General features: G+C 42.4%; 8 protein-coding genes. All 8 read left to right on the top strand.

Annotated elements, in window-relative coordinates; genetic code table 11:
* Positions 1-35 precede the first annotated feature (35 nt).
* The 8 genes from HXT57_RS05180 (at position 36) to ftsH (ending at position 12,032) form a co-directional block, all read left to right on the top strand.
* Positions 36-1,616, top strand: a complete 1,581-nt coding sequence (locus tag HXT57_RS05180; RefSeq protein WP_415697838.1) for an AI-2E family transporter — start codon at positions 36-38, stop codon at positions 1,614-1,616.
* Positions 1,613-2,839: a glycosyltransferase family 2 protein gene (locus HXT57_RS05175; protein WP_033888470.1), complete on the top strand. Its 1,227-nt coding sequence runs from the start codon at positions 1,613-1,615 to the stop codon at positions 2,837-2,839. The genes HXT57_RS05180 and HXT57_RS05175 overlap by 4 nt, the downstream gene beginning before the upstream one ends.
* 690 nt (positions 2,840-3,529) lie before the next feature.
* On the top strand, positions 3,530-4,435 hold the full coding sequence (locus HXT57_RS05170; RefSeq protein WP_116994628.1) for an ABC transporter ATP-binding protein: 906 nt from the start codon (positions 3,530-3,532) through the stop codon (positions 4,433-4,435).
* 14 nt (positions 4,436-4,449) lie between these two features.
* The gene (locus tag HXT57_RS05165) at positions 4,450-6,102 is read left to right on the top strand and encodes a hypothetical protein (RefSeq protein WP_174182525.1); all 1,653 of its coding nucleotides are present in this window, start codon (positions 4,450-4,452) and stop codon (positions 6,100-6,102) included.
* Positions 6,103-6,176: 74 nt separating this feature from the next.
* On the top strand, positions 6,177-7,967 hold the full coding sequence (locus HXT57_RS05160) for a D-alanyl-D-alanine carboxypeptidase (RefSeq protein ID WP_288231342.1): 1,791 nt from the start codon (positions 6,177-6,179) through the stop codon (positions 7,965-7,967).
* A gap of 46 nt (positions 7,968-8,013) precedes the next feature.
* Positions 8,014-9,132, top strand: coding sequence for a tRNA lysidine(34) synthetase TilS (tilS, locus tag HXT57_RS05155; RefSeq protein ID WP_102703222.1), 1,119 nt, complete (start codon positions 8,014-8,016; stop codon positions 9,130-9,132).
* Complete coding sequence (gene hpt / locus HXT57_RS05150) at positions 9,107-9,661, top strand: hypoxanthine phosphoribosyltransferase (protein WP_101886119.1); 555 nt, start codon at positions 9,107-9,109, stop codon at positions 9,659-9,661. The genes tilS and hpt overlap by 26 nt, the downstream gene beginning before the upstream one ends.
* A gap of 61 nt (positions 9,662-9,722) precedes the next feature.
* The gene (gene ftsH / locus HXT57_RS05145; RefSeq protein ID WP_116431567.1) at positions 9,723-12,032 is read left to right on the top strand and encodes an ATP-dependent zinc metalloprotease FtsH; all 2,310 of its coding nucleotides are present in this window, start codon (positions 9,723-9,725) and stop codon (positions 12,030-12,032) included.
* Positions 12,033-12,239 lie beyond the last annotated feature (207 nt).

Raw genomic sequence — 12,239 nt, 5'->3', positions numbered from 1 at the left:
CGCATTCATCAGTTCGCGCAGTTACAATAGTACCTATGAATTACCAAGAGCAAGAAATGCATGAATATAAGATGCATGAGCATATTAAGGAAAGTGAAAATAAGCTAGATTTAGCTTCACTTTTCCCAGCTAAAGGCGATGACAGAAGGCCGCCAGATTGGCTAGGTCGTGCACTTATTTACGTTGCAATTATTACTTTTGTGTCTATCTTCCTATGGTTCGCTTGGAATAGCATTTCATTCATTGTTTTCGATGTTGTGATTTCTATTTTTATTGCGCTCGCAATGGAACCGCTTGTTGTTCGGTTAATTAAGCATGGTTGGAGGCGAGGAGTTGCTTCTGGCTTTACGCTAACGGGCTTGCTTGTTGTAATTAGCTTGCTACTTGCTTTGTTTGGTAATTTATTTGCTCAGCAGGTTGTTTCAATGGTTATGGGCTTGCCTGATTTATACAATCAATTTGCAAATTTTGTGCTTCACTATACCGGTTTTAAAATGCCTAATATTGAGCAGCTTGGCATGGAAATTTTGAAGCATGTGCAAACATCTTGGGTTGTTGATTTTGCTGGCCAAGCACTTAACACAACATGGGGATTGATGACTGTTCTGCTTGATTTACTTACCATTATTATGGTTACGTATTACATTTCTGCAGCAGGTCCGGCTATGCGTCGTAGCATGTGCCGTTGGATGAATCCGCAATCTCAGCGTCGTTTCCTATTTATTTGGTCAGTTGTTCAAGAGCAGATTTCGAGCTTCTTATTTTCGCGAATTATTTTGGCAGCGATTAACGCAGTGGGTACCGCAATTTTTCTTATTGTAATGAATATACCGTATTGGCTTCCGCTATCCTTATTCTGCGGAATTGTTTCGCAGTTTGTGCCTACAATTGGTGGCTATTTGGGTGGAGCTTTGCCTATCTTGGTTGCATGGGGTTCCAATGGTTTTGGTGCGGCTGTTGCAACATTAATTTTTATTACGATTTATCAGCAAATTGAGAACATGGTTATTTCGCCGAAGATTTCCGAGAAGACTATGGATCTGAATCCTGCAGTAGCTTTTATTTCAGTTCTTGTAATGGGCGCTGTATTTGGTGCTCTTGGAGCATTTTTGGCTTTGCCTGTGACTGCAAGTTTGCAAGCAATTTTTAGAGTATGCACGAAGCAATATAGTTTAGTTTCTTCTCCGCTTATGAACGATCCTCACCCTGATCATACTTCTATTATTGTTCGTTGCGTTGAAGCGATTGGCCGTAAGTTCATGAATCCAATGAGTGAAAGTGTTCATCGTGTAATGAAAGGCACAAGCTCTCGCATTTCTCTGAACGAGGATATCCTATATTGGTATAAGCAAGCTTATGTGTCAGACTCTGACGATGCGAATGGTAGCAAAGTTTCTTCTATCGATTCTGATCAAACTGACGTATTGGCAACAATGCCAATTTCGCGCGAAATATTAGATGCCGTAAATAAAGATATTGCAAAGCGTGAAGTAGATTCTGAAAATAAGGATTCTTCTAAAGCAAAATTGCAAGTAGGCGAGTCTAAAATAGTAAAAAATACAAAAAATAATAAAAGTAACGTAAAAAATAATCCACGGAGCGGATGGAAGCGATGATTCTTCTATCAATATTTGATGTACTAGTAATACTTATTGGCATAAGCGGTGTTGTGTATCAAGGTGTTTGTGCTGTTGCATCTTTATTCGCTAAGCCTATTGTTTTTCCTGAAGCACCAATGGATAAGCATTATGCTGTGCTTATTTCTGCGCGCAATGAGGAAGCTGTTATAGGTAATCTTATTCATTGCATTCAAACTCAAACATATAGACAAGATTTTATTGATATTTGGCTTGTTGCAGATAATTGCACTGATTCTACTGCGCAGGTTGGCCGCAATTGCGGATGCAACGTAATTGAACGTTTTGATAAAGAGCATATTGGTAAAGGTTATGCGCTCAGCTATCTTCTCGATCATATTATGAAAATTGGTGCGGATAAAGTTTATGACGCATACTTTGTTTTCGATGCAGACAATAAACTTGATCCGCATTATTTTGAGGAAATGAATAAAGGTTTCCACGCAGGATATCAAATTTTAACCAGCTATCGTAATTCCGTGAATCTTTCAGATAATTGGGTTTCGTCTGGCTCTGCACTTTGGTTTATTCGAGAATCGCGATTTACTAACAACTCTCGAATGCTATTCGGTTCGAGTTGCCATGCTGGTGGAACTGGATTCATGTTCTCGCGTGAGATTATGCACAGAAATAGCGGATGGAAATTCCATCTTCTTACTGAGGATCTTGAATTTACTATGGATGCTATTCTTCACGGAGACAAAGTTGGATATTGCGGTTCTGCAGTATTGTATGATGAACAACCTGTGTCGTTTAGGCAGAGCTGGAGGCAGCGTCTTCGTTGGAGCAAGGGATTCTTGCAGGTATTTCGTTACTATGGAGCAGCTCTTATTCGACATGGTATTCGCGAAAGAGATTTTTCGTCGGTTGATTTTACGCTTATGCTTTTCCCATTTATGGTTTTGGCTGTTGCAAGAATAATACTTGGGTTTATTTTTGCTGCATTTGGATTTGTAACATGGATGAGTCAAATCTATTCAATGATTAACTTCATTACAACTACTGTTACAAGTGTTTTAGGCATGATGATATTTGTGTCGCTCACTATTTTAGTTGAACACGATAAGCTTGGTGCAACGAATAAGGAGCTGTTTGCGTACGCTCTTAGCTTCCCGATTTTTATGCTTTCGTACGTGCCTATTGCGTTCCAAGCTATTTTCTCAAAGAGCGAGTGGAAGCCGATTCAGCACACTGGTCGCTGAGTGCTCTTGCTTATTGTGGCGCGAGTTTTGGGCTGGTGTTTGGTTGGCGTGTTTCTGAAGTGGCTGTGAGTGGTGGGTGTTACTAGCGCGACGACATGCTTGAGCGTAGCATTGTACGCGCGAGAGCAATTCGGAGCGTGAGCTTGCTCAAGTTGAAAGCACGGTGTGCTTTCAACGCAAGCTCAGCCGAACGGCGATTAGCCGTAAGGACAGCGCTCCACTCTTATACCTTATTTGGACTTAGCGGTTGCGTAGTTAAGTTTAGTTTTTTACTTACTTTTTCTGCAGAAATAGTATTCGTCAACGAGATTATTACTATCGTTCCGCTTTTATATTGCTCGACCAAGCAACGCCCACCCCTCACTACTAATAAAGCCGCTAGTGTTTTTTGGTGTGGTAGGTGCGTCTGGTGTGGCGTGCGCAGCAGCAATGACGCTAGTGTTCGCTATGAATAAATACTCAACGTCTGCAGAGCACAACTGCAAAACTTCATAAGCATGCAAACATTCAATCAGTGCGAAAAATCTCAAATCTCTACCACACGAATATGAAGGTAGCGTGCGGATAGTGCTGGCATTGCGATTGCGCAAAAATTGCGGGTATGAGATAATAGAAGCCTTGATATAAGCGTGTGATTGCGCAATTAATGTAGTGCAATGCGTGCGTTTATCTGTATACTGCGAGGTTTCTATGGTAGATTCTATTCCGTCTGAATATCCGTCCGAGTATCCGTCCGGAAATACTTTTGCTAGCAGCGTTCCAGTTTTTGGCGCAAACACTTACGACGCTACTAACGAAGATGTTCCAGCGGTTTCTATTAGCGGATTTGTTAAGACTTTTGGCAAGAAAGTTGCTGTAGATAATCTTTCGTTGAGCATTCCAGCAGGCTCTTTCTATGGATTAGTCGGCCCGAATGGTGCTGGCAAAACTACTACGATTAAAATGCTTACGGGCTTGCTTATGCCAGATGCTGGCTCGGCTTCGATTTTTGGCAACGATGTTTGGAGTGACGTAAATCGCGCTAAGCGCGCAATCGGTTTAATGCCTCAGGCCGACGAGATTTTTAAGACGATTACTGGCCTTCAGCTTTTAACTTACGCTGGCATGCTTCGCGAGATGAGCCGCGCTGAGGCTGTTCGTCGCGCGAACGATTTGCTTTCTGCATTCGACTTAACAGAAGCTGCAAACACTATGGTTTCGGACTATTCAACTGGTATGACTAAGAAGATTTGCCTTGCAACAGCTATGATTCACAGCCCTCGCGTACTTGTGTTGGACGAGCCTTTTGAGGCAGTGGATCCTGTTTCTAGCGCAAATTTGAAGGATATTCTTGCCGAGTATGTTTCTACTGGCGGCACGGTGATTATTTCTTCGCACGTTATGGAATTGGTTGAAAAAATGTGCTCGCACGTGGCGATTATTAACGAAGGTCATGTTGCGGCTGCTGGCACTCTTGAAGAGGTGGCTCAGGGCAAAGATCTTGAAGATCGCTTTATGGAGCTTGTTGGCGGACGTCACGCAGCTGCGCGCATCGACTGGCTTAACGGCGGCAAATCTGATAACGCTCCTGCATCTTCCACCAATCTCAACGCTTAAAAGGGAAAACCGTAATGTCTATGATTTTTACCATGGTTCGCCTTCGCTGGGCGCTTACTTTTTCTGTTATGCGAAAGTCAATTTGGCAAAAAATTGGCTTTGCTATAGCAATTGTTTTTGGACTTGCGCTTATATGCGCTCTTGGTTTTGCTGGCTGGGAAACTGGCAAGTACATTAATCCAGGAATGCTTGCAGATACTAAAAATTGGCAGGAATTCCAATTGGCTCCAATAATGGTTGCGTCGATTGCGTCAATTTTTACGCTGTTTATAAACGTGTTTATGTTTGGCAGCGACACAACACTAAAATCGCGTAGTTTTGCGCTTTACGGCATTCCTTACGTAAAGCAGCAAGCTGGCATGCTTCTTGGCTCTCTTTTTGGAGCGCTTTCAGTAAGCTGCACAATCGCGCTTGCTTTGTGGTCTTTAGCGTACAGAAGCTTTGGAATTGTGCCGGTTTTAGTCAGCGTAATTGCAGCTCCGCTTTACGTTGCAACAATCGTGTCTTTAAGCAAAATGCTTATTGAGCTTTTGGATACTATTTTAATAAACAAGCGTTCAAGAAACATTTTTTACTTTGCCATTTTTATAGCGTACATGATTTTTGTTTCATCAATGAATACGCATAGCCCTTCGCCAAATGGAATTGCGCTAGGCACAAGTTTCTGTGCTGCGTCCGCTTTTACACCATTAAGTGCAGCTATGGCTTTGCCGCTCGATGCTATTAATGGCAATTGGCTTGCTCTTGCTATTCGCTTCCTTATTTGCGTTGTAACGATTGCTGCTTGCTTTGCAATCTCTGTATTTTGCGCAAAATTAGAGCCGAAGTTGCTTCGTGGTGAGCAAAAAACAGTTGTTAAAACTAAGGGAATCGGCTTGTTTGCAGCAGTTCCAGACAACACAGTTGGTGCGATTATTGCGCGAATTATTAGCGTTATGAGAAGAGATATGCGTCAGCTATTTTTGCTTATTGCGCCGCTTTTTATGCTGGTAGTTGCAGGAGGAAGTAGTTTTAAGGCTAAAGGATTTGATTCTCTAACAGATAACTTAGGTGTTTCTGGATGGATGATGTATGCTGCTTTGCTTATGGGCATGGTTGTTGGAAACAATATTGCTTACGATGGCACAGCTTTTACTATGCATGTGATTATTGGAGTAAAAGGTTTGCACGATCGCTTAGCGAACGCAATAGTTTGGTCAGTGATTTGCGCTGTTTATTTTGCGATTATTGGAGTAGGGGTTTACGTTTTCCTTTTCTTTGTAGCAAATGTTAAGCAAAATGTGAATGCAGTTATGTTCCAGATTCTTTCGCCAATTGGAATAGCTTTTGCTTCCATAGGCATTGGCTTAATTTCTTCGTGCATTGCAATGTACCCTGTGGCATCAATCGAAAAGCCATTTTCTAGGCCGCAAGGAAGTGCTGGCGGGCGAAGTTTTGCAGCTATAGGCTTTATGCTTCTTTCTGTAGTTTGCATGATTCCTTCGTTTGCGGCTGCGATTGCGTTTATGATTCTTAACCCGAATCTTTTGTGGATTGCAAGCATTCTGTTCATAGTAAACGGCTTGATTGTGCTGGTTGTTGGCGTGATTCTTGGTGGCAAAGTAATGGATAAGCGCATGATTCGCATTGTAGAAAACTTGCGCAGATTCGCGTCTATTACTGCGTAACTTACGCACGCTTTGTTGCAAGCGCAATGTATAGTTAAGCGCGGTATTTGCAATCGATTTAAAGGTGTGCTCGCATGGAAAGTAATAAAGGCTTAAACGATGCCTTAAATATTCCTAATGCGAGCACGCCAGCGCAAAGCGGCGAACCCAACAAAAGTATCGAGCCTAAACCAAGCAGTGAACAAAAACTAAGTAGTGAATCTAAATCAAGCAGTGAGATTAAACCAAGTAGCGCACAGAAGAAAAGTAAATACGCTGCTATGGTTTTAAGAAGCCAATATCCTTCTCGTTGGCGATTGCTTATTGCATTTATAGCAGTTATAGTTAGTGCAGCAATTATTTTTACTTATTTTTTGCTTGACGTATACGATATTCTTCCTGGTCCTTTGACGTTGCGAAAACAACATTATGCTGTAACTGTTTCTTCTCCTAAATCACTTTTGCGAGTTAAATCACTAGCTAAAGGCGTGACTTATGGTAAAGAAATAAATCATTCGCAAGCTCAAAAACTTATTAACGAGTTGGTTTCCGATGCTTCTATGAGTAGCAGCACTTCAGCAGTAATTATGGATGCTAATGGGCGAGTAGTTGCTTCGCATGAGCCAAATGCTTTAAGAGAGCCAGCGTCAACGCTTAAAACTTTAACTGCTAGCGTAGCTTCTCGCACTCTTGACATGGGTTCAACTCTTGATACTCAAGTATTTTTGTTGCCTAAAACAGGCGGTGAACCAGAACGAGCTTCTAGTACGAATGCTAGAAAGCTTGTGCTTCGCGGCAATGGTGACATGCTTCTTGGCGTTGGAGAAAACGATTGGCACCATGTCAATGGCAGAGCAGGTTTAACGACATTAGCGAGAAGAACAGCCAACGCGTTGAAGCTTGAAAATATTCACACAGTTTCTTTAGCTGTTGATGACTCATTGTTTGGCGCAAAACGTGCTCCTGATTTGATTTATGAAACAGATGTTGAACGCCGCTTTTATGCTCAAACGTCATCTTTGGCTATAGATGATGCTCGTCAGCGTGACCTTTCAGTGCAAGGTGTTGACGCTGACGCTATGACAGATTTTCCGCTTTCTGATCCTCATCCTGCTTTAAGTGTCGGTCATGTTTTTGCTAAATTATTAAGCAAACAAGGAATAGTTATAAGTAATTATTCTAATAAAACCGCTTCTGATGAAAAAAATTCCGGTTCAGGCTCGTCTGCAGATGATTCTTCTGAAAACAATAAAGATTCTGAAAATGAAGATAAATCTGCACAGTCTGAAAATCTTGTCATACCAGTAAGCGAAACTCAATCGTTAATATCATCTAATTCGCGTTTAATTGCACAAGTTTCTTCTGCACCATTAAACGAAATAATGGCATATACGCTTCGTATTTCAGACAACACATTGGCGGAAGAGTTTGGTCGTTTGACTGCGCTTGCAACTCACAAATCCAACTCTCCGGAGGGTGCAGTTCAGGCAGTAAAAGAGGGATTGCGCAAGCTCAATATCGATATACGTGGTTTGCACATGTCTGATTGCTCAGGCTTGTCTCCAAAATCAAGGTTGCGCGCAACAACGCTAGCTCAAGTACAAGTGCTTAATATTAAAGCCGATTCTGGAGGTGCTGCAGCTGCTGAAGGATTGTCTCTTCCTGGTTTAGTTGGAACAGCAAGAAAGCGTTTAGCGGATGAATCTTCTGCCGGCATGCTTCGCGTAAAGACTGGTTCTTTAAGTGAAGTTACTTCTATGGTTGGTAATGTATCTAGGAAAAGTGGTGGAGTGCTAACTTTCGCTGTTGTTGCGAACCAGCCAGCTGATATTTGGGGAGCGTTCGTAGCGATTAATAAGTTTATGGCAGAATTGCCAAAACTATGATTTATGAGTTGCAATTTAGCGTTATTGGCGCGCTACACTAGAAGCTATGGTGTATTCTTCTCGCATACGCGCAGGAATTGGCGCAATCAAGCATTGTTTTGACGAACTTTCATTATGTGCACAAGACGCGCGTTTTTCCGAACATGGCAATCACGCGACAGATGTTGATGCTCCTTTGGTTCTTATTGCGTGCTCTGGAGGTAGAGATTCTCTTGCACTTACAGCATTGAGCGTGATTGTGTGCGCAAGTAGGGGTATTCGTTGCGGTGTCGTAATAGTAGATCACCATTTGCAGCCACACTCAACTGAAATTGCCAATACTGCTGCTAAACATTGTTTGCAATCTGGAATAGATGAAAAGTACGTGTATATTCAATCTGTGAACGTTGAAGATTCGGGAGAAGGCGAAGAATCTGCTGCTAGAAATGCTAGGTATCAAGCAATTATTGAGGTCGCTAAAAAGCAGCAAGCTGCAGCCGTGCTTCTAGCTCATACTGCAAATGATCAAGCAGAAACTGTAATGATGGGGCTAAAAGATTCTGCAGGTTTAGAAGCAGTTGCTGGCATGAAAGCAGTGACATTGCGTCAAAACGTGCTTTTTGCGAGGCCTCTTATTAAGCTTAGTAGAGAAGATACTACTGGTATTTGCGAGGATTTAGGCATTTCATGGTGGGATGATCCTACAAATGGTGACGATATTTCGCAAAATGAGGAACTTTCAGAAAATTATCCATTGAGATCTCGAGTTAGACACACGTTAATGCCTTATATTTCGCGATTTTTTAATGCAAATATGGTTACTTTGCTTTCTCGTGGAGCTGAAATAGCTAGAGACGATCTTGACTATATTAATTCTCAAGTTGACGAAGCTAGTTCACAAGTGATGGAATTTGATAAAAATGCGAAAACTGTTAGGTTAAAAGCTGAGAAGTTAGCGCAATATCATCCATCAATTCGTAGACGGATTATAGTGCGTGCGTTAAGTGAGCTTGGTCTGCGTTTCTCGTCAAGTCACATATCGGCAGTGGACGAACTATGTACAAAATGGCATGGTCAGAAGCCTTTTTCGCTGCCAAATTATTACGAAGCGACTCGGCTCTCGCGCAATATCGTCATTCGCTTATGCAAAGATAGTGAACATGCAAATTGCAGATATACGAGATGACATCGACTATGAATTAATTAGCCACGAAGACCTTATGAAGCGTATTCGTGAAGTTGCTAAACAAGTAAGTGAAGATTACAAAAACCGTAATGTTTTGCTTGTTGCAGTTCTCAAAGGTGCTGTAAATACTCTTGCTGTATTTTCGCAAGAATTAAGCATTAACGCATCAATGGACTTTATGAGCTTGTCTAGTTACGGCAGTGGCACTCAAACTAGCGGACAAATCACTGTTCGCGAAGATTTAAGTACTGATGTGCGTGGTCGAGATGTGCTTATTGTAGAAGACATTGTTGATTCCGGTCGCACGCTAGCTTGGCTTGTAGATGAGCTAAAAGGTCGTGGTGCTGCAAGTGTAAAAGTTTTTGCATTGCTCAGTAAGCCTGCACGTCGCGAAGTAGACGTACAAATCGACTACTCGGGCTTTGAAATTCCTGATGCATTTGTCGTTGGTTTCGGAATGGACTACGACGAACGCTACCGCAATCTCAATAGTATTGCGGTATTAAAGCCATCAGTGTATGGTGCTTGATTTTATAGATTCTATTCAGAATTTTTATATAAATTGAGGAGTTTGAAAGGAGCCTTATTACATGGGCGCTTCTCCTATGACACCGCAAGGCCCAATGGGCGGTCCTGGGCGTGGAAATAACGGGAATAATCCGTTTTTAAATCCACGCAACCCTAGGAATCAGCGAAACAACGGTCAACAGGGCAAGAATAATAAAAATAACGAGAACAACCATAACAATCGTCGTTCCTTCTGGCAGTCGCCATGGACGTGGATTGTGCTTCTTGTGTTGCTTTCAGTTGTCGGATTCCAAATGTTTGTTCATAACGGATCGCAAACTATCGATACTCAGGATGGTATTGAGTTAGTGCGATCTCATAAAGCAAGTTATGTGGAAATTATTGACAATAAACAGTTAGTTAAGCTTACGCTTGATAGTCCGTTTAAGAAGTTCGATAAACGAAGTAAGCAAAAGCGTGACTTTGGCAAGGATGTGCAATTCTACTACGCGTATGCACAAGGTAGGTCAATTGTACAAGAAGTCGAAAAGGCGAAGCCTTCTAACGGCTGGACTGCTAGCTTACAGTCATCTAGCATTATTTCGTATTTGATTACTTCGCTTGCTCCGATATTGTTCTTCCTTGGCATGATTTGGTTCATGTTTAGCAGAATAGGCGGTGCCGGTGGAAGTATGCTTGGCATGGGTGGCGGACGTGGCCGTGGCAAGCTGCTTGAAGGTCAGACTCCTAAAACTAAGTTTGCTGACGTTGCTGGCGAACAAGCTGCTGTTGAAGAAGTTGAAGAGATTAAAGACTTCTTGAAGGATCCTTCGCGCTACAAGGCTTTGGGTGCTCGCATTCCGCGCGGTGTGCTGCTTTATGGTCCTCCAGGAACTGGTAAGACTTTGTTGGCTCGTGCTATTGCAGGCGAAGCTGGTGTGCCGTTCTATGCAATGGCTGGCTCTGACTTCGTGGAAATGTTCGTAGGCTTGGGCGCGTCTCGTGTTCGTGAACTTTTTGACGAAGCTAAGAAGAATGCTCCTGCCATCATCTTTATCGATGAGATTGATGCTGTTGGTCGTCGCCGCGGAAGTGGCATGACTGGCGGTCATGATGAGCGCGAGCAGACACTTAATCAGCTGCTTGTTGAGATGGACGGCTTCGACAACGACACTAATTTGATTATTATTGCCGCAACAAACCGTCCAGATGTGCTTGATTCCGCACTTCTTCGTCCTGGTCGTTTTGACCGTCAGGTGGCTGTTGAGGCTCCTGATTTGGAAGGTCGCGAGGCAATTTTGAAGGTTCACGCTAAGGGTAAGCCTTTTGTGCCGGATGTTGATCTTCATATGGTTGCTGTGCGCACTCCTGGTTTTACTGGTGCAGACTTAGCTAACGTGCTTAACGAAGCTGCGTTGCTTTGCGCTCGCTCTGGTGCTCAATATATCGATAATCGCGCTATTGATGAGGCAATTGATCGTGTTCAAGCAGGACCTCGACGTAAGTCTAAGGGTATGGCTTTGGATGAATTGCGTAACACTGCTTACCATGAGGGTGGTCATGCGCTTGTTGCTGCTGCGTTGCACCACACGGATCCTGTTACTAAAGTAACGATTTTGCCGCGAGGTCACGCACTTGGCTACACTGCTGTGATGCCAACAAGCGACCGTTACTCGCAGTCTCGCAACGAATTGCTGGATCAAATGGCATATGCTATGGGCGGACGCACAGCAGAGGAAGTTGTGTTCCATGATCCAACAACTGGTGCTTCTAACGACATTGAGAAAGCTACTGCTATTGCTCGTAAGATGGTTGTTGAATATGGTTTCTCAGCGAAGCTTGGAGCTGTTAAGTGGATGGATACTGACGAAGATTCTTCCGGTTCACTCGATTCTTTGCAACCTCGTAAGTTCTCGAATCGTACTGCTGAAGTAATCGATGAAGAAGTTCATAAGCTTATCGAAACTGCTCATACTGAAGCGTGGGAGATTATTAACAATAATCGTGACGTATTAGATGAGCTGGTTCGTCAGTTGCTCGCTAAGGAAACTCTTAACGAGAAGGAACTTAAGGAAATCTTCAGTAAGATTCGTAAGGCTCCTGAGCGTACTCTTTGGCTTTCGGACGATAGAAGACCAGATTCTGATCTTCCTCCTGTTGAAATTCCAGAAAGTTTAAAGCGCAACGTTGAAGGTAAGAATGAGCAGAGTGAAGCTTCTGAACTTTCTGAATCTTCCAATAACGCAACTTCACAAAACCAGCAGTCTGATCAGATGCCTGTTGATACGTCTATTCAGACTACTGCACCTGCTCCTCGAACTGTTATTGGAACTGTTAAACCACCAGTTAATCCATCTACTAATCAAAATGACGGCACTCAATTTGGTGCTTAATAGTGTAAATACAGTGCTAAGAAGCAGATAAAATACAATCATTAATAAACGCTGATAACAATATAATTTATTGCTGTCAGCGTTTATTTTTATTTTTCTAAGAATTTAATAATAAAAATTAGTGTTATATGCAAAAAATTACGCATGTTGATTTATATCGAGTACAATGTATCGAAATATTAATTTTGCGTATTATAGGTAAGAGTA

This window comes from Gardnerella sp. KA00771, assembly GCF_049244045.1.
Lineage (GTDB): Bacteria > Actinomycetota > Actinomycetes > Actinomycetales > Bifidobacteriaceae > Bifidobacterium > Bifidobacterium swidsinskii.
This window is presented reverse-complemented; position numbering and strand designations above follow the sequence as displayed.

Excerpts from the sequence above, each read along its gene's own strand:
- hpt (WP_101886119.1), top strand. The coding sequence starts at position 9,107 with ATGCAAATTGCAGATATACGAGATGACATCGACTATGAATTAATTAGC.
- HXT57_RS05170 (WP_116994628.1), top strand. The coding sequence starts at position 3,530 with ATGGTAGATTCTATTCCGTCTGAATATCCGTCCGAGTATCCGTCCGGA.
- HXT57_RS05160 (WP_288231342.1), top strand. The coding sequence starts at position 6,177 with ATGGAAAGTAATAAAGGCTTAAACGATGCCTTAAATATTCCTAATGCG.
- ftsH (WP_116431567.1), top strand. The coding sequence starts at position 9,723 with ATGGGCGCTTCTCCTATGACACCGCAAGGCCCAATGGGCGGTCCTGGG.
- HXT57_RS05175 (WP_033888470.1), top strand. The coding sequence starts at position 1,613 with ATGATTCTTCTATCAATATTTGATGTACTAGTAATACTTATTGGCATA.
- HXT57_RS05165 (WP_174182525.1), top strand. The coding sequence starts at position 4,450 with ATGTCTATGATTTTTACCATGGTTCGCCTTCGCTGGGCGCTTACTTTT.
- tilS (WP_102703222.1), top strand. The coding sequence starts at position 8,014 with ATGGTGTATTCTTCTCGCATACGCGCAGGAATTGGCGCAATCAAGCAT.
- HXT57_RS05180 (WP_415697838.1), top strand. The coding sequence starts at position 36 with ATGAATTACCAAGAGCAAGAAATGCATGAATATAAGATGCATGAGCAT.